The sequence below is a fragment of the Streptomyces sp. NPDC002276 genome, from assembly GCF_053891435.1.
Genome location: NZ_JBSFCQ010000022.1, coordinates 36433 through 53797, shown reverse-complemented (window position 1 = coordinate 53797; position 17365 = coordinate 36433). Strand labels below are relative to the sequence as shown.

Genomic DNA, 17365 nt, shown 5'->3' with positions numbered 1-17365 from the left:
TCCACCCTCGTACGCCCCCGCCCACCTGTCCTGCGGGAGTGCTCCAGCCGGTGGTCAGCCCGATACGGCGGCCACGAGCGCCGCCAGCGCGGAGGCGAGCCGGGCGACCGAGGGGCCGTCGGGCGGCCCGCCGGGCTCGGTCATGTACGTGTCCCGGCGCAGCTCCACCATCAGCGCGCCCACGGCCGGTTCCTTGCCGTAGAACTCCAGCGGGACGTAGGTCCCGATGAAGGGGCTGTTGACGCCGATCTCCCCGCACCCCGCGAACGCCTCGCGCGCCGCCGCCAGCAGCGCGGGCTGGGTGTGGAAGGCGTCCGTGCCCAGGCAGACGGGCGGCCGGGGGCCGGTGCCGTGCAGCTCGTAGGGGAGCGGGGCGGTGGGGTAGGAGTGCAGGTCGACGACGACGGCCCGGCCGGTCGCGGCCAGCCGGTCGGCGACCGCCTCCGTCATGGCCCGGGCGTACGGGCGGAAGTAGCGGTCGATCAACGGCTCCGGGTCGTGGTCGGCGGGCCGTAGCTCGGCGCGGTGCGTGGTGCGGGTGTAGACCGCGCCCATGCCCACGGCGAGCATCTCCTCGCGCTCGTCCGGGAAGCGCTCCGGATCGACGACCAGCCGGGACAGCCGGTTCACGAACCGCCATGGGGTGAGGGCACACGCGCGTGCCGCTTCCTCGGCGATCCGGGCCGTGTGGCTGTCGGTGATGTGGTCCAGCTCCCGCTCCAACTCCGGGTCGTCCAGCACGATGCCCGCGCGGACGTCGGCCGGTATCTCCCGCGCGGAATGCGGGACATGGAGGATCACGGGCGAGTCGACGGCACCGGGCAGCAACTCGAAGGACGGCGCGGCGGAAGACGCCGAGGACGGCGCGGGGGGATGGGACACGGGCGGCTCCCGGGGCGTTGTCAGTGGCGTGGTGCAGGATCAAGGTATCGGCATCGACGATCACGGACCGGGGGGAGAGAACGTGGACGAACGCAGCCGCCCCGGCCGGAGGAGACCCCGGCCGGGGCGGAGGGGCAGGTATGCCCTTCAGACTTCTCAGGCTTCGTGCGTCAGCTCAGGGAAGCCAGCGCCTCGTTCCACGTGGTCGACGGGCGCATCACCTTCGCGGCCTTGGCCGGGTCGGGCTGGTAGTAGCCGCCGATGTCGGCCGGGCTGCCCTGCACCGCGCCCAGCTCCTCGATGATCTGCTGCTCGGCGCCCGCGAGGGTCTCGGCGAATCCGGCGAAGGCCTTCGCGAGGTCCGCGTCCTCGGTCTGCGCGGCCAGCTCCTGCGCCCAGTACAGCGAGAGGAAGAAGTGGCTGCCGCGGTTGTCGATGCCGCCGACGCGACGGGTCGGCGACTTGTCCTCGTTGAGGAAGGTCGCCGTCGCGCGGTCGAGGGTGTCGGCGAGGACCTTGGCGCGGGTGTTGCCGGTGAACGTCGCGTACTGCTCCAGAGAGGGGACCAGCGCGAAGAACTCACCGAGCGAGTCCCAGCGCAGGTAGTTCTCCTTGACCAGCTGCTGCACGTGCTTCGGCGCGGAACCGCCCGCGCCGGTCTCGAAGAGGCCGCCGCCCGCCATGAGCGGGACGACCGACAGCATCTTGGCGCTGGTGCCCAGCTCCAGGATGGGGAAGAGATCGGTCAGGTAGTCGCGCAGCACGTTGCCGGTCACCGAGATGGTGTCCTCGCCGCGGCGGATGCGCTCCACCGACAGCTTGGTGGCCTCGACCGGGGCGAGGACACGGATGTCCAGACCCTCGGTGTCGTGCTCCGGCAGGTACGCCTCGATCTTCTTGATCAGCTGGGCGTCGTGCGCGCGGGTCTCGTCCAGCCAGAACACCGCCGGGCTGCCGGTGGCACGCGCCCGCGTGACGGCCAGCTTCACCCAGTCCTTGATCGGGGCGTCCTTGGTCTGGCAGGCGCGGAAGATGTCACCCTTGGCGACCGACTGCTCCAGGACGACGTTGCCGGCCTGGTCGACGAGGCGGACCGTACCGGAGGCCTGGACCTCGAAGGTCTTGTCGTGCGAGCCGTACTCCTCGGCCTTCTGCGCCATCAGACCGACGTTGGGCACCGAGCCCATGGTCGACGGGTCGTAGGCGCCGTGCGCGCGGCAGTCGTCCAGCACGGCCTGGTAGACGCCCGAGTAGGAGGAGTCCGGGAGCACCGCGAGGGTGTCCGCCTCCGCGCCGTCCGGGCCCCACATGTGGCCGGAGGTGCGGATCATGGCCGGCATCGAGGCGTCGACGATCACGTCGGACGGCACGTGCAGGTTGGTGATGCCCTTGTCGGAGTCGACCATCGCGAGCGCGGGGCCCTCGGCGATCTCCGCGTCGAAGGAGGCCTTGATCGCGTCGCCCTCGGGCAGCGCGGCGAGGCCCTTGAGGATGCCGCCGAGACCGTCGTTCGGGGAGAGACCGGCCGCGGCGAGCGTGGCGCCGTACTGCTCGAAGGTCTTCGGGAAGAAGGCGCGGACCACATGGCCGAAAATGATCGGGTCGGAGACCTTCATCATCGTGGCCTTGAGGTGCACGGAGAACAGGATGTCCTCGGCCTTGGCGCGGGCGATCTGCGCGGTGAGGAACTCCCGCAGCTCGGCCACGTGCAGCACGGAGGCGTCGACGACCTCGTCCTTCTGGACGGGTACGGACTCGCGCAGCACGGTGGTGGCGCCGTCCTCGGCGACCAGCTCGATGCGCAGCGCACCGGCCTCGGCGATCGTCACGGACTTCTCGGTGGAGCGGAAGTCGTTCTCGCCCATGGTGGCGACGTTGGTCTTGGAGTCGGCCGACCAGGCGCCCATGCGGTGCGGGTGGGTCTTCGCGTAGTTCTTGACCGAGGCGGGGGCGCGCCGGTCGGAGTTGCCCTCGCGCAGGACCGGGTTCACGGCCGAGCCCTTGACCTTGTCGTAGCGGGACTGGATGTCCCGCTCCTCGTCGGTCTTGGGGTCGTCCGGGTAGTTCGGCAGCGCGTAGCCCTGCTCCTGCAACTCGGCCACGGCGGCCTTGAGCTGCGGGATGGACGCCGAGATGTTCGGCAGCTTGATGATGTTGGCCTCGGGCGTCTTCGCCAGTTCGCCCAGCTCGTGCAGGGCGTCCGGGATCCGCTGGTCCTCGGTGAGGTACTCCGGGAACACGGCGATGATGCGCCCGGCCAGCGAGATGTCCCGCGTGGTCACGGCGACACCCGCCTGCGAGGCGTACGCCTGGACCACCGGCAGGAAGGAATACGTCGCCAGGGCCGGGGCCTCGTCAGTGTGCGTATAGATGATGGTCGAGTCAGTCACCGGTGCTCCGCTCCACGTCTGCAACATTGCTCGACATCAAGATATCTCGTGATGCGGTCCCACTCGACAGCGGTCCGTCCGCACTGCGCGAACACCTGTCCGACGATCAAGCGCAACCGTTCGCCCGGCCCCGTTGTCAGTAACGGGTGGATCACCTTCACCGACCGACGGCCGGAGCTGACCACCCGGCCGCCCGAGCGAAAGCGGATCATGAGAAATCGCACCAGAGTGACGGCCCCGCTGGCCGCCCTGACAGGTATGGCAACAGCACTGACCATGGGTTCCCCGGCCATCGCGGCCGGACGGGGGAACGTCGACGGGACGACTGGGCGGGGGAAGGGCGACGAGGGCGCCGAGACCCTCGGCGACCCGGTGTACCCGAGCCTCGGCAACGACGGCTACCGCGTCCGGTCCTACGACCTCGACCTCGCCTACGACGCGACGACGAAGCTCGTCGACGGGACGGTCACGATAGAACTGCGCACCACCGAGGCCCTCACGCGGTTCTCCCTCGACGCCCTCGGCCTCGACATCCACGAGGTCCGCGTCCAGGGCCGTAGCGCCGATTTCGCGCAGGCCGGCGAGAAGCTGCGGATCACGCCCGCCCGAACTCTCCCGGCGAGGACCCGAGTTACCGTCCGCGTCGCGTACTCCGCCGACCCGAGTCGCGCCGCCGCGCCCACCGGCGGCTGGGTCCTCACCCCCGACGGTTTCGCGGTGTGCGGCCAGCCGAACCTGGCACACACCGTCTTCCCCTGCAACGACCACCCCAGCGACAAGGCCGACTTCACGTTCCGGATCACCGTCCCGGACGGACTGCGCGGGGTCGCGAACGGTCAACTGGTGTGCACCGAGCGGCTGGACGGCGACCGGACCGCGTTCAGCTACCGCTCGCGCTCGCCGATGGCGACCGAGCTGGTGCAGATCACGGTCGGCGACTACGTCGTCAAGGAGCGCCGTGGCCCGCACGGGCTGCCGCTGCGGGACATCGTGCCCACCGCCCGCGCCGCCGCCCTGGAACCGGCGCTCGCGCTGACGCCGGGTCAGGTGGACTGGCTGGAGCAGCGGCTCGGGGCGTTCCCGTTCGAGACGTACGGACTGCTGCCCTGCAACTCCGACAGTCCGACCGCCTTTGATTTCACGGGACTTGAGACCCAGACCCTCACCCTCTACAAGCCGAACTTCCTGCTCCAGGCAGAGAGCAAGATCGGCTCGCACATGATGCACGAGCTGGTCCACTCCTGGTTCGGCAACAGCGTCAGCCCCGCCACCTGGGCCGACCTCTGGCTCAACGAGGGTCACGCCGACTTCTACGGGCTGCTCTACCGCTACGAGCGCGGCTGGCCCGACTCCCTCGGCCTCACCACGATGGAGGCCCGCATGAAGGACACCTACGCGCGCGGCGACCAGTGGCGCCACGACTCGGGCCCGGTCGCCGCCCCCAACGCGGTCAACCTCTTCGACAACCAGCGCTACTTGGGCGGTGTCCTGGTCCTGTACGCCCTGCGGGAGTTCATCGGCGAGGACACCTTCCACGCCGTGGAGCGCGCCTTCCTCGCCCGCTACCGCGACTCCTCGGCGACGACGGAGGACTACATCGCCGTCGCGTCGAGGGTCTCCGGCCAGGACCTGTCCGGCTTCCTGCGGGACTGGCTCTACGGTACGGCGACACCGCGCATGCCCGGTCATCCGGACTGGACGGTGACGCCGGTGAAGTCGTCGTTCACCGCCCCGCGGCACTACCGCGACAACTCGGCGACGCTCTGAGGGAGTTGACCGGTCGGGTCAGTCGAGCCGGGTGGAGGAGACTTCGCCCGGCTCGTCCTCCGGGACCCGCTGCTGCGGTATGGCGATGGACCCCTGCTGGAGCGCCACCGTCCGCGTCGGCGCCGGGATCCGGATGCCCTCCTCCCGGTACCGCTTGTGCAGGCGCTTGATGAACTCGTGCTTGATGCGGAACTGGTCGCTGAACTCGCCCACGCCCAGGATCACCGTGAAGCCGATCCGCGAGTCGCCGAACGTGTGGAAGCGGATGGCCGGTTCGTGCTCGGGGATCGCGCCGGTGATGTCGGTCATGACCTCGGCGATGACCTCCATGGTCACCTCCTCGACCTGCTCCAGGTCGCTGTCGTAGCCGACGCCCACCTGGACCAGGATCGTCAACTGCTGCTCGGGACGCATGAAGTTGGTCATGTTCGTCTTGGCGAGCTGGCCGTTCGGTATCACGACGAGGTTGTTGGAGAGCGCCCTGACCGTCGTCTGACGCCAGTTGATGTCCTCGACGTATCCCTCCTCGCCGCTGCTCAACTTGATGTAGTCGCCGGGCTGGACGGTCTTCGAGGCGAGGATGTGGATGCCCGCGAAGAGGTTCGCGAGGGTGTCCTGGAGCGCGAGCGCCACGGCCAGACCGCCGACGCCCAGGGCGGTGAGCATCGGCGCTATCGAGATGCCCAGGGTCTGGAGCATCACCAGGAAGCCGATGGCCAGGACCAGTATCCGGGTGATGTTGACGAAGATCGTGGCCGAACCGGCGACGCCGGAGCGGGAGTTGGTGACCGCCCGGACGAGCCCCGCTATCACCCGGGCCGCCGACACCGTCACCGCGAGGATGATCAGCACCTTGAGGCTCTGGTTGACCTGGTGCTGGACCGTGTGCGTCAACGGCAGCGCCGCCCCCGCGACCGCCGCGCCACCGGCGATCGCCGACCACGGCAGCGCGGTCCGCAGCGCGTCGACGATCACGTCGTCGCCGCTCCAGCGTGTCCGGTCGGCGTGCTTGCCGAGCCAGCGCAGCAGTACGCGCAGCAGGAACGCCGCCAACAGGCCCGAGGCCAGGGCGATTCCGGCCAGCATGAAGTCGTCCAGGGTCGGCGTGCGGTTCATCGGTCACCTCCGGGAGCGGAAACTGCGGCGAAGAGCGCCGCGTACGGCCGGATGTGAAGTGTCGTCACGTTGTTGCCACCTGCTCGAATTGCGGGCATTGCCGGTAGTGCGCTCGCGCCGGCCGGGACGGGGCCCGTGTGCCGACGCGACCGCTCATCCTGCCGTATCCGTGCCGTGACTTCGTAACCACGCATCCCCCGCCGCCTCCCGATCCTCCCCAACTCCACAGATATATCTGCGAGTTGACTGAAGATCAGAAATGCTTGACGTGGTGTGCGGAGCGGCGGCAGGCTGGCGGGCGTTGATCTACGGGAGGGGTGGTATGACGGGTCCGGTACTCGCCGTCGACCAGGGAACATCCGGTACGAAGGCCCTGGTGATCTGTCCCGAACGCGGCGTGATCGGCACCGGGTTCGTCTCGGTGGGGAACCGCCGGCCGCCGGGCGGTCTGATCGAGGCCGACCCCGAGGAACTGTACGAGTCGGTGATCGTCGCCGGTCGCCGCGCGCTCGCCGAGGCCGACGAACCCGTGGTCGCGCTGGGCCTCGCCAACCAGGGCGAGACCGTCCTCGCCTGGGACCCCGACACCGGTATGCCGCTGACCGACGCCCTCGTACGGCAGGACCGGCGGGCGGAGAGCGTCTGTGCCGAACTCGCCGAGCACGCGGACGAGTTACGCCGACTGACCGGGCTGCCCCTCGACCCGCACTTCGCCGCGCCCAAGATGGCCTGGATCCGCCGCCACCTCACCCGCGAGGGCATGGTCACCACCAGCGACTCCTGGCTGGTGCACCGCCTCACCGGCACCCATGTCACCGACGCGGCGACGGCCGGCCGTACCCAACTCCTCGACCTGGACAAGGCCGCCTGGTCGCCTCGCGCCCTCGACCTCTACGGACTCCTGGACGAACGCCTCCCGGGAGTCGTCGACTGCGCCCAACCCATCGGTACGACCACCGCGTTCGGCGCGGAGATCCCCCTCACCGGACTCGTCGTGGACCAGCAGGCGGCCCTCCTCGCCCAGCGGATCACCGCGCCCGGCGGCGCCAAGTGCACCTATGGCACAGGGGCGTTGCTGCTCGCCCACACCGGCGACACGCCCCGGCGCGGCGACTCGGGTCTGGTGAGCTGTGTGGCCTGGCGGCTGGACGGGCGGACCGGTTACTGCCTCGACGGGCAGGTGTACACGGCCGCGTCCGCCGTACGCTGGCTCACCGACCTCGGCGTCATCACCGGCCCCGCCGACCTCGACCGCGTCGGCGGCACCGTCCCCGACAACGGCGGCGTCACCTTCGTCCCCGCCCTCGCCGGACTCGCCGCCCCCTGGTGGCGCGGCGACCTGCGCGGCTCCCTCACCGGACTCGGCCTCGACACCACGGCCGGGCACCTGGTGCACGCCCTGTGCGAGGGCATCGCCGCACAGGTCGTCGAACTCGCCGCGGCCGCCACCACCGACCTCGGCACCCCTCTCGACGTACTGCGCGTCGACGGTGGCCTCGCCCGCTCCGCCCTGCTCATGCAGACTCAGGCCGACCTGCTGCAATGCCCCGTCGAGGTGTCCGTCCTGCCCGACGCGACCGCCCTCGGCGTGGGCGCGCTGGCCCGACTCGGCGCCGAATCCGCACTGTCGCTCGCCGACGCGCTGCCCGACGGAAAACCCTCCGCCGTCTACGAGCCCCGCATCAGCCCCGACCACGCGGCCGAACGCCTCGCCGCCTTCCGCACCGAGGTCACCGCCCTGCTCGACCGCATCCCCGGATGACCGCCACGGCCAACGGCCCCGCGCCGCCCCGGAGTTCCCACAGCAGGCGCCCCGACTCGCCGCAGTAGGAGTCCAGTTCGGCGATTCCGTGCTCGCCGGGTTCCGCCCGTGCGCCGATACGACGATGACCGACGCAACCGAGACAACGACCGTCCCGGCCGTTCAGGTGCGCGACCGGGCCACCTGGGCGGAGCTCTTCTTCGATCTGGTCCTCGCATTCGGCGTGGGCCAGATCGCGCACCTGCTCTCCGGACACCCCACCTGGCCCGTCCTCGGACAGTGTCTGCTCGTGCTCGTCCCGCTCTGGTGGGCCTGGGTGGATGTCGTCATGGCGATGAACGCCGTCCACGAGACCACTCAGCAACGCGTGTTCCTCCTCCTGACCGCACTCGCCGTCTACGGCATGGCAGTTGCCGCGCCACAAGCACTCGTCGACCGCGAACAGGCACTGCTGTACGCGGGCAGCTATCTCGCCCTGCGCCTGCTCATCGGCGAGGCCATCCGCAGGGAGTGCGCCCTCTACACCATCCACCCCTACCGTGCCGGACTCGCCTTCGCGCTCGTGCTGTTCGCCGCGGCCACCCTCCCCGCCCCCTGGCGCGCGGTGTGCTGGGCGTTCGCCGTGATCGCCGAACTCGTGGCACCCGTACTGCTCAGCGGCCATCTGCGGCGACTGGCCTTCGGCGTCAACCATCTCCCGGAACGCTTCGGGCTGTTCATCATCATCGCCCTCGGCGAGAACATCTTCTCCGTCGGCGCCGGAGTCGCCAAAGGCCCCCTCGACCCGGTCAGCCTGACCGCGCTCATCCTCGCCTTCCTCATCGGCTGCGCCCTGTGGTGGCTCTACTTCCACCTCGCCGCCTCGGCCGTCGCCCACGCCCTGCGCACCCACCCCACCCCCGCCGTCGTCGTCCGCGACGTCCTCAGCTACGGCCATCTCGCCCTGGTCGCGGGCCTGTTGCTGGTCTCCGTCGGCGCCGTACGCACCGTCCACGACCCGCTGCGGGCCCCGCACTCCGGCGCCGCCGGGCTGCTGCCCGTCGGCGCCGCCCTGATCCTGCTGACGTTCTGCTACACGCGCCGCCGGATGTTCGGCGCCGCGTCCGCCACCCGCTTCTACTGCGGATTGGTCCTCCTGGCCGCCGCCGTCGTCGCGCCCCTCGTGCCCGCCCTCGCCGTGCTGGCCCTCACCACCCTGCTGCTCCTGCTGGTCAACGGCGTCGAGCACTGGCTGATCAGTACCGACCGGAGCGTGCCACTGGTGCTGCGCTCACGGTCCTTCGGCGCGACCTGACGTAGTGCGGGGACGGACCTCGGGCAGTGCCGACCGCCTCCTCGCGACGCGCGCGAGGCCGTGACCGGCGCTCCTACGGTCGCCGTATGCAACTTTCCCGTTCGGAACGTGTGGAACGTTCGGAAGACGAGGTGGCGTGATGCCCTCCCGCAACGCCTTACCGGCCTTGCTGTCGCTGTCACTCGGCTACTTCAGCCTGGGGACGATCTCGCTGGCGGTCGTCGGCCTCAACGGTCCGATCGGGGACGACCTGCACGTCCAGCCCGCCTCGGTGGGCATCCTCGTCACCGTCTTCGCGCTGACCTTCGCCGTCTGCGCGCCCACCGCGCCGATCCTGCTGCGCCGGTGGAACCGCAAGCGCGTCCTCCTCGTCGGCATCGGGCTGCTCACGGTCGGCGCGGCGCTCGGCGCGGTGGCGCCCAACTACGGCTTCCTGACGGGCACTCGGGTCCTCGCCGCGATGGGCGCCGCCGTCTTCGGCCCCGGCGCCTCGGCGGCCGGCGCGCTCATCGTCCCGGCGGAGCGCAGGCAGCGGGCGCTGGCCACCGTCTTCGGCGGGATGACGGCCGCCGCCGTGCTCGGGGTGCCGCTGGCGTCCTTCCTCGGCGGCAGCCTCGGCTGGCGCCCGGCCCTCCTCGGCGTGGCCGCGCTCTCCGCCATCGCCTTCGTGACGGTGTTCGTGTTCGTCCCCGAGATCCCGGCCGGCGAACCGCCCACCGTCCGCGCCTACCGCGGCGCGCTGGGCACGCCCGCCACCGTGGCCACCGTCTCTACGACGCTTCTCTTCATGGCCGCCCAGTTCACCGTCTACGGCATCGCGGGCGCCTACCTCAAGGACCGCTTCGACGCGTCCTCCGGACTGATCTCGGTGACCCTGCTCGCCTTCGGCGTGATCGGCGTCGCGGGCAACGCGACCGCGCCGAGGATCGCCGAACGGCTCGGCGGGGACCGCACGGTGGGCCTCGCCGTCATCGGACTCGCGGCGGGCTTCGCCCTGTTGCTGGTTGCCCCGCACTCCCACGCCGGGCTGGTGTTCTTCGCCTTCTGGGCCTTCTTCAGCCAGCTCTACCAGGCCCCGCAACAGGCCCGGCTGGTCGAACTCGTGCCCTTGCAACCGGGGTTGATCCTCGCCCTGAACGCCGCCGCGCTCTACCTCGGGATGAGCCTCGGCAGCTTCATCGGCAGCTCCCTGCTGCCCGGCGTGGGCGCGGGCCCCATCCCGGCCGCGGCCCTGGGCGTCCTCGTCCTCGCCGCGCTGACCCATGTGCTGTCCGTCCGGCAGGCCTCGGCGGCAGCGTCCGCAGAGCAGCCCGCCACACCTGTACACATCAGCTAGATCTGTCAGTTGGATCAGCCAGTCAAGGAGAACTCATGAGCAGCCACCAGGTGCACTTCGTCAGCGAATACCTGGAGACCGTCTGGAACCAGGGGCAGACCGACCTGGCCGACAAGTACCTGGCCGCGGACCTCATCCAGCACAACCCGAACCTGCCCGACGGACGTGAGCCGCTGGTCGAGTTCATCCAGGGCTTCCGCAAGCAGCTGCCCGACGCCCGCTTCGAGATCAAGCGCGCGGCGAGCTCCGGCGACCTGGTCTTCGTGCACACCCACTTCCGCGCCACCTCGACGGACCGGGGCTCGGTGGTCGTGGAGATCTTCCGGCTCGAAGGCGGACTGATCGTCGAGCACTGGGACGTCCGCGACGAGATCCCGGAGACCACGGTCAGCGGCCACGACGTCGTCTGACACTCCCTCAACTCCTGCCGCCCAGAAGGCCCCCCGCCTCCTGGGCGGCAGTTTTTCGTCCAGTGACAGCGACCAGAAGACGAAGGAGACAGCAGTGACACCACCACAACCCGACCGACCTCCGTCCACCGGCCTCACCCGGCGCGGACTCCTCGGCACCGCCACCGCCGCGGGGATCACCGCGGCCGTGGTCCCCACCCGCGCCCTCGCCGCCGAGAGCACGGTCACCACCACCCCCGCCGCGGTCACCGTCGACGCGGCCGACTCCCGCTATCTCGACCTCACTTCCCGCGGCTACAACGCGAGATTCACCGCCGCCCCCGACTCGATACGCCTCGTCCACACCACCGCGCAGGTGGTGTCCGTCGTCCAGGAGGCGGTCGACGCGGGCAAACGCATCGGTGTGCGGGGCGGCGGGCACTGCCTCGACGGACTCGTCGACGACCCGGACGTACGGATCCTCGTCGACATGTCGGAGATGGACGCGGTCCGCCACGACCCCGCCCGCCGCGCGTTCCTGGTAGAGGGCGGCGCCACTCTCGGCCACGTCTACCGCACCCTCTACCTGGAGTGGGGCGTTTCCCTGCCCGGCGGCACCTGTCCGACCGTCGGTGTCGGCGGCCATGTCACCGGCGGCGGCTACGGTGCGATGTGCCGCCAGTACGGTGCCGTCGTCGACCACCTCTACGCCGTCGAGGTCGTCGTGGTCGACGCGCACGGCACCGCCCGTGCCGTGGTCGCCACCCGCGAGGCCGACGACCCGCACCGCGACCTGTGGTGGGCCCACACGGGCGGCGGCGGAGGCACCTTCGGCATCGTCACCCGCTACTGGTTCCGCACCCCCGACGCCACCGGCACAGACCCCGCCACCCTGCTCCCCAGACCGCCGAAGACCCTGCTGAAGTCGACCGTCGCCATCAAGTGGACCGACCTCACGGAAGCGGCCTTCACCGCGCTGATCGCGAACCACGGCGCCTGGCACGCCCGCAACAGCGTCGCCGGTTCCTCCTACGACAGCCTCCACAGTGTCCTGATCCTCTACAACCGGATCCAGGGCAGCCTGGTCCTCAACACCCAGATAGACGGCACCCGTTCGGACGCCTCGGCCCTTCTCGACGCCTACGTCACGGCGGTGGTCGGCGGCATCGGCGTCCCGTACACGGACGGCCGCTCCTCCTGGCCCTGGCTGAAGACGACTCTCAAGGACCCCTACGACACCGGCCTCTACAACCGCACGAAGTCCAAGGGCGCCTATCTGCGCCGGGGTTGGTCCGCCGCTCAGGCCAGGACGCTCTACGGCTACCTCTCCGACGCCGCCTACGACGGGCACGCCGGCATCCTGCTCTACTCCTACGGCGGCAAGGTCAACACCGTGTCGCCCACGGCCACCGCACTCGCCCAGCGGGACTCGATCCTGAAGGCCAACTTCACGACGTACTGGCCCGATCGGACGCAGGACGACCGGCACGTGGCCTGGATGCGCGCGCTGTACCGCGACCTCTACGCGGACACCGGTGGGGTGCCGGTGCCCGACGACACCAACGACGGCTCGTACATCAACTACCCCGACACCGACCTCACCGACCCGGCCTGGAACACCTCGGGCGTGCCCTGGGAGACCCTGTACTTCAAGGGCAACCTCGCCAAGTTGCGTCAGGTGAAGGCGACTTGGGACCCGGGGAACGTGTTCCACCACAAGCTGTCCGTCACCGCGAACTAGCACCGGCACACCACGAAGCCCCCGCCTCGCGTGCACGAGGCGGGGGCTCGGTGCTGCCGTGTGTCGCTCAGCCGCTGAGGTCGGCCGGGAAGGACACCCCGGTCAACGACTCGCTCAGCGACCGCAGTTGGGCGCGGGCCTTCTCGTCGTAGGCCTGGGCGCCCGCCCGGGAGCGCTGGGTGCGGTTGAAGTAGGTGCCCGTGACGTCGTCGAGGGCCGGGTCGGTGATCAGGCGCAGGGTGCTGTGCACACCCTCCGCGACCGTGGACTGCGGGGTGAACAGGTTCACCACCATCTTCGTCGGCATGTACGACGCCGGGTGCAGGGCGTTGGCCGTCACCCCGGTGCCGCGCAGCCGCTCCGCCAGGTCGACGGTCAGGCTGATCTGGGCCAGTTTCGCCTGGCAGTAGGCCTGCACGCCGTCCCAGTGCCGCTCCAGCATCACGTCACGGAAGTCGATCGGCGCCTGGCCCGCGGAGCTGACGTTGATGATGCGGGCCGGGGCCGAGCGCACCAGCAGCGGCGCCAGTCGGCAGCTGAGCATGTAGGCCGCCAAGTAGTCGACCTGGAAGGTGAGTTCCAGGCCGTCCTGGCTCTCGTGGCGCACCAGCTCGACCCCGATGCCGGCGTTGTTCACCAGCGCGTCGAGCCGGTCGTGCGTGGCGAGGATCCGGTCGGCCAGCTTGCGGATGTCCTCCAGCGAGGAGAAGTCGGCCAGTTCGTAGCTGAGCCTGTCGTTGCCGGTGGACGCGCGCAGCTCGGCCAGCAGCTCCGCGCCCTTGGCCGCGTTGCGGCCGTGCAGGATCAACGACGCCCCCTGCGCGGCGAGTTCACGGGCCAGCTCACGGCCCATGCCGTCGGTGGCGCCGGTGAGGAGGATGGTCTGGTCGGGGACGGGCCTCATGGTGGTGCACTCTCCTGTCAGGCGTACGTGGCCAGTTCGTCGGTGGTCTGATCGGTGTAGCCCTGGCTGACCTCCAGCACGATGCCGTCCGGGTCGGACACCCACACCGTCTTCCAGCCGGGGATGAACTCGTCGAAGGTCAACGGGCCGAGCAGCGGCTCCAGTTCGCCCCCGGCGGCGGCGAGGAACGCGTCCACGTCGTCGACCTGGAAGGCGAGATGGCGTGCCGTGCCGGGGTTGGCGGGGCCGTCCTTCGCCGTGGTGAACAGGGCGTCCGCGTCGGTCGCGAACAGCTCCAGATAGACGGGGCCGTTGCGCAGGAACACCACGCGGACCTCGTCGGCCTCCACCACCCGGGCCCGGGCGAACCCGAAGTGCCGGGTGTAGAAGTCCTCCGTGGCCTTCTGGTCACGGCAGTTGAGGCCGACGTGCGACCAGCGCAGGCCGGCCGGGGCGGCGGTCGTCATCGGTGGGCCCTCATTTCCCGATGACCGCGGCGAACGGCACGCTGTCGTGGAAGTTCGCGAAGTACGTGATGAGGCCGCCGGTGACACGGAAGTAGTTGCACACCTTCGCCTCGACGGTGATGCCGTCGTGGGTGGTGCCGGTGATGTCGGAGACCACCGCGGCCTGTTCGCCGTCCACGACCACGTGCCGGGGCACGTTGGCGAAGGAGGCGTACATCTCCGGGAAGCCCTTCATCATCTCCCGGAGGGTCTCGCGGCCCTCGACGTGTCCGGCGAGCTGCTCGTCCATGGTCTGGTCGATGGCGAACAGGTCGCACCAGGCGTCCCACTCGCCGGAGTTGGCCAGCCGGTAGTACGTGTCGACCACTTCTCGGGTGTTCATGCGCCCGTCCTTTCCGGTTGCTGTCTGGGGTGCGGGAACGATCAGGGGAGCGGCACGCCGACCTGGCGCATCAGGCCCGCGGTGTCGGCCTGCACCCAGCGCTCGACGACCTTGCCGTCCTCCAGCCGGTAGACCTCAAGGCTGGTCCAGGAGACCTTCTTGCCAGTCGGCTCCTGGCCGAAGAACGGGGCGATGTGCCGCCCGTGGAAGGTGATGTGCATGATCACCTTGTCGGGCGAGGCGGGGTAGAGCGCGTCGAGGTGCACGGAGAAGTCGAGGCCGTCGTACGCGCCTTGGATGATCCCCTTCAGCTCCTCCAGGCTCTCGCAGCTCCACGCCGGGTTGTTGTCGTGGAACGTCGGCCCGAACAGGTCGTCGAGGGCGTCCAGTCGGCGCTGGTTGACGGCGTCGCTGACCTGCTGGACGACGGCCAGGTTCGAGGCGTCCGAGGAGATCTGCCCGCGCAGCCCGAGCATGTCGTCCTGCGCCCACCGCTCCACGAACAGGCCGCCCTCGACCCGCCAGATCTCGGTGGTCGTCCACTCGACCTTGCGGCCCGTGGCCGGGAAGCCGAGCAGCTCGCCGAGGTGGGTGCCGGTCAGCTTGACCCGGGTCAGGACCCGGTCCTCGCCGAGCGCCGACAGCTCCTCCAACTCGCCCTTCAGATCAAGGGTGTTGTAGGCCCCGCGCAGCGCCTCCAGATAGGAGTCGAGGCCGTTGATGTCGAACCCGGGGTGGTGGTCGGTGAAGTCGGCGGCGATGACCCGGGGCATCTCCGCCTGGTCGCCGGCGTTGAACGCGTCGAGGAAACGCCGGTACAGGTTCAGGTTGTCCTGCTGGGACTGGTCGAGGTCGGACATGGTGCTTCCCCTAGCTCAAGTGGACGTCGGACAGGGACGGTTCGGAGAGAGCCGGGACGGCGGCCCCGCGGACGAACGCCGCAGCGCGCTCGCCGATCATGACGCTGGGCGCGTGGGTGTTGCCCGCGGTGATCGACGGCATCACCGACGCGTCCGCGACCCGCAGCCCCGCGATGCCGTGCACGCGCAGCTCGGGGTCCGTGACGGCGTCCGCGCCCGTGCCCATCCGACAGGTGCCGGCCGGGTGCCACAGGGTGGTCGCGTTGGTGGCGACGTACCGGCGCAGCTCGGCGGGCCCGGTGATGTCCTTGCCGGGGCCCAGCTCGTCGCCGCGGAACGCGTCGAAGGCGCGGGTGGCGGCCAGCTCGCGCGCCAACTCCACGCCACGCACCAGGACTTCGAGGTCGGCGGTGGAGGTGAGGTACCCGGCGCTGACGACGGCGTTGGACGTGGGGTCGGCGTCGCGCAGCCGCACCCGGCCCCGGCTCCGCGGTTGCAGCGCGATCGGCGCGAAGGTGAAGCCGGGGCCGTCCCACTGCTCGGCGGGGGCGTCGGACGGCAGGAACTTGATGGGCCCGAAGGTGAATTGGAGGTCGGGGGAGTCCTCAGGACCGGCCTCGCGGGTGTGGGTGAACAGCCCCGCCTCGGACAGCAGCGCCCCGTCCGGGTGCTCCTGGAGCGACTGGTAGCAGATGGGCGTGAACAGGTGGTCCTGGAGTCCGGCGCCGACCCCCGGCAGGTCCTGGACACAGCGGATGCCATGCTCCCGCAGGTGGGTGGCCGGGCCGATGCCGGACAGCATGAGCAGCTTCGGCGTCTCGAACGCCCCGGCGGACACGATGACTTCGCTCTCGGCGCGCAACTGGCGCCGCTCGCCGTCCTGGACGTACTCGACGCCCGTGACCCGCGTCCCGTCCAGCAGCAGCCGGGTGACCAGGGTGTCCGTCAGCACGGTCAGGTTGGAACGGTCCAGGGCCGGGCGCAGATAGGCGTCGGCGGTGCTGCACCGGCGGCCCGCGTCGTCGCGGAACGTCTGGTACAGGAAGCCGAAGCCCTCCTGGCGGGCGCCGTTGTAGTCCCCGTCGGCGGCACCGTCCGCGGAGTACCCGAGTTCACCGGCGCCCGCGACGAACGCCCGCGCGATCGGGGAGGGGCGATCGAGCTGCCGCACCCGGACGGGACCGCCCGTGCCATGGAACTCGTCCGCGCCGCCCGAGTAGTCCTCGGCCAGCCGGAAGAACGGCAGGACCTCGTCGTACGACCATCCGGTGGCGCCCTCGGCGACCCAGCGGGTGTAGTCGTGGCGGCTGCCGCGCACCCACATCAGGGCGTTGACGGAACTGCACCCGCCGACGACCTTGCCACGGGCCACGGGGACTCGGCGGCCCTCCATGCCCGCCTCGGACTCGGTGACGTAGCCCCAGTCGATCTCGCTCCGCCACTCGGCGGTGAGCAGCGAGAGGACCGAGGCCGCGTCGGCCTGATGGATCTCGGGGCGCTCGTCCCAGCCGCCCGCCTCCAGCAGGACCACGGTCGTTGACGGGTCCTCGGTCAGGCGGGCCGCGACCGCGCAGCCGGCCGAGCCGGCGCCGACGACGATGTAATCGGCCCCGAGGGGCAGCGACTTCGACGGCATGACAGCCTCCAAAAGGTGACGGGAATCAGATCGCGGCCGGCTCGCCGACCCGGTAGTCGACGATCAGCGGGCGGGCGCCCGGTGTGGACCGTTCCAACTGCCACTTCTGGTTGATCCGGAAGGACGAGACAGTGCCGTCCGCGGTCGACTTGGCGGTCCACACCACCGTGACGTCGACGTCGATCCGGGCGCCCTCCTCGTGCGTGGTGACCTTCTCCACGGTGTGGCTCTGGTCGGTGTAGGCCTCGCCGACGGCCGTGTACCAGTCGAGGAAGTCCGCGTGGCTGTACAGGGTCCGCTCCGGGAAGGCCATCACCAGACCCTTGTCGGTGACGAAGGGCAGCAGCTCCTCGACCGGCGCGTGCGCGCTCAGCAGGTCGTACCAGCGCTGCACGTACTCGGCGATCTCCCGGTCGGAGCCGGTCTGTTCGCTCGGCAT

The 17365-nt window shown here is 70.3% G+C and carries 15 protein-coding genes; 6 read left to right on the top strand and 9 right to left on the bottom strand.

What is annotated here, in order from left to right; all coding sequences use genetic code 11:
• Positions 1–54 precede the first annotated feature (54 nt).
• The gene (locus ACWIHT_RS39550; RefSeq protein ID WP_456173365.1) at positions 55–882 is read right to left on the bottom strand and encodes an N-formylglutamate amidohydrolase; all 828 of its coding nucleotides are present in this window, start codon (positions 880–882) and stop codon (positions 55–57) included.
• Between the two features lie 170 nt (positions 883–1052).
• Complete coding sequence (locus tag ACWIHT_RS39545) at positions 1053–3272, bottom strand: NADP-dependent isocitrate dehydrogenase (protein WP_456173364.1); 2220 nt, start codon at positions 3270–3272, stop codon at positions 1053–1055.
• Between the two features lie 210 nt (positions 3273–3482).
• Between ACWIHT_RS39545 and ACWIHT_RS39540 the strand changes: the two genes are divergently transcribed.
• Complete coding sequence (locus tag ACWIHT_RS39540) at positions 3483–5039, top strand: M1 family metallopeptidase (RefSeq protein WP_456173363.1); 1557 nt, start codon at positions 3483–3485, stop codon at positions 5037–5039.
• An 18-nt stretch (positions 5040–5057) separates the two neighbouring features.
• Here ACWIHT_RS39540 and ACWIHT_RS39535 read toward each other — a convergent pair whose 3' ends face one another.
• Entirely contained in the window at positions 5058–6155 is a 1098-nt protein-coding gene (locus tag ACWIHT_RS39535; protein WP_456173362.1) for a mechanosensitive ion channel family protein, read from the bottom strand.
• A 322-nt stretch (positions 6156–6477) separates the two neighbouring features.
• Here ACWIHT_RS39535 and ACWIHT_RS39530 point away from each other — a divergent pair, with 322 nt between their 5' ends.
• The 5 genes from ACWIHT_RS39530 to ACWIHT_RS39510 all read left to right on the top strand — a co-directional run bounded on the left by ACWIHT_RS39530 (position 6478) and on the right by ACWIHT_RS39510 (position 12677).
• Complete coding sequence (locus ACWIHT_RS39530) at positions 6478–7917, top strand: FGGY family carbohydrate kinase (protein ID WP_456173361.1); 1440 nt, start codon at positions 6478–6480, stop codon at positions 7915–7917.
• A gap of 124 nt (positions 7918–8041) precedes the next feature.
• A complete protein-coding gene (locus ACWIHT_RS39525) occupies positions 8042–9211 on the top strand; it encodes a low temperature requirement protein A (protein WP_456173360.1) in 1170 nt (389 codons plus the stop codon).
• Positions 9212–9350: 139 nt separating this feature from the next.
• On the top strand, positions 9351–10547 hold the full coding sequence (locus ACWIHT_RS39520) for an MFS transporter (protein WP_456173359.1): 1197 nt from the start codon (positions 9351–9353) through the stop codon (positions 10545–10547).
• 35 nt (positions 10548–10582) lie between these two features.
• Positions 10583–10957: a nuclear transport factor 2 family protein gene (locus tag ACWIHT_RS39515; RefSeq protein WP_200709068.1), complete on the top strand. Its 375-nt coding sequence runs from the start codon at positions 10583–10585 to the stop codon at positions 10955–10957.
• A gap of 94 nt (positions 10958–11051) precedes the next feature.
• Complete coding sequence (locus ACWIHT_RS39510; protein ID WP_456173357.1) at positions 11052–12677, top strand: FAD-binding oxidoreductase; 1626 nt, start codon at positions 11052–11054, stop codon at positions 12675–12677.
• Positions 12678–12744: 67 nt separating this feature from the next.
• Here ACWIHT_RS39510 and ACWIHT_RS39505 read toward each other — a convergent pair whose 3' ends face one another.
• The 6 genes from ACWIHT_RS39505 to ACWIHT_RS39480 are packed head-to-tail and all read right to left on the bottom strand — an operon-like array spanning position 12745 to position 17365.
• Positions 12745–13581: an SDR family NAD(P)-dependent oxidoreductase gene (locus tag ACWIHT_RS39505; protein ID WP_456173355.1), complete on the bottom strand. Its 837-nt coding sequence runs from the start codon at positions 13579–13581 to the stop codon at positions 12745–12747.
• Between the two features lie 17 nt (positions 13582–13598).
• Entirely contained in the window at positions 13599–14048 is a 450-nt protein-coding gene (locus ACWIHT_RS39500; RefSeq protein ID WP_456173353.1) for a VOC family protein, read from the bottom strand.
• Positions 14049–14058: 10 nt separating this feature from the next.
• The gene (locus ACWIHT_RS39495; protein WP_456173352.1) at positions 14059–14430 is read right to left on the bottom strand and encodes a nuclear transport factor 2 family protein; all 372 of its coding nucleotides are present in this window, start codon (positions 14428–14430) and stop codon (positions 14059–14061) included.
• A gap of 41 nt (positions 14431–14471) precedes the next feature.
• Positions 14472–15290, bottom strand: a complete 819-nt coding sequence (locus ACWIHT_RS39490; protein WP_456173351.1) for an ester cyclase — start codon at positions 15288–15290, stop codon at positions 14472–14474.
• 10 nt (positions 15291–15300) lie between these two features.
• Positions 15301–16926 carry a GMC family oxidoreductase gene (locus ACWIHT_RS39485; protein ID WP_456173350.1) on the bottom strand — a complete coding sequence of 542 codons (1626 nt, stop codon included), beginning with the start codon at positions 16924–16926 and terminating at the stop codon, positions 15301–15303.
• A gap of 25 nt (positions 16927–16951) precedes the next feature.
• Positions 16952–17365 carry a nuclear transport factor 2 family protein gene (locus ACWIHT_RS39480; protein WP_456173349.1) on the bottom strand — a complete coding sequence of 138 codons (414 nt, stop codon included), beginning with the start codon at positions 17363–17365 and terminating at the stop codon, positions 16952–16954.

Bases quoted from the DNA above. Each gene is read 5' to 3' on its own strand.
- ACWIHT_RS39485 (WP_456173350.1), bottom strand. From the start codon at position 16,926: ATGCCGTCGAAGTCGCTGCCCCTCGGGGCCGATTACATCGTCGTCGGC.
- ACWIHT_RS39515 (WP_200709068.1), top strand. From the start codon at position 10,583: ATGAGCAGCCACCAGGTGCACTTCGTCAGCGAATACCTGGAGACCGTC.
- ACWIHT_RS39500 (WP_456173353.1), bottom strand. From the start codon at position 14,048: ATGACGACCGCCGCCCCGGCCGGCCTGCGCTGGTCGCACGTCGGCCTC.
- ACWIHT_RS39480 (WP_456173349.1), bottom strand. From the start codon at position 17,365: ATGCCGAGCGAACAGACCGGCTCCGACCGGGAGATCGCCGAGTACGTG.
- ACWIHT_RS39535 (WP_456173362.1), bottom strand. From the start codon at position 6,155: ATGAACCGCACGCCGACCCTGGACGACTTCATGCTGGCCGGAATCGCC.
- ACWIHT_RS39495 (WP_456173352.1), bottom strand. From the start codon at position 14,430: ATGAACACCCGAGAAGTGGTCGACACGTACTACCGGCTGGCCAACTCC.
- ACWIHT_RS39505 (WP_456173355.1), bottom strand. From the start codon at position 13,581: ATGAGGCCCGTCCCCGACCAGACCATCCTCCTCACCGGCGCCACCGAC.
- ACWIHT_RS39525 (WP_456173360.1), top strand. From the start codon at position 8,042: ATGACCGACGCAACCGAGACAACGACCGTCCCGGCCGTTCAGGTGCGC.
- ACWIHT_RS39530 (WP_456173361.1), top strand. From the start codon at position 6,478: ATGACGGGTCCGGTACTCGCCGTCGACCAGGGAACATCCGGTACGAAG.
- ACWIHT_RS39540 (WP_456173363.1), top strand. From the start codon at position 3,483: ATGAGAAATCGCACCAGAGTGACGGCCCCGCTGGCCGCCCTGACAGGT.
- ACWIHT_RS39520 (WP_456173359.1), top strand. From the start codon at position 9,351: ATGCCCTCCCGCAACGCCTTACCGGCCTTGCTGTCGCTGTCACTCGGC.
- ACWIHT_RS39490 (WP_456173351.1), bottom strand. From the start codon at position 15,290: ATGTCCGACCTCGACCAGTCCCAGCAGGACAACCTGAACCTGTACCGG.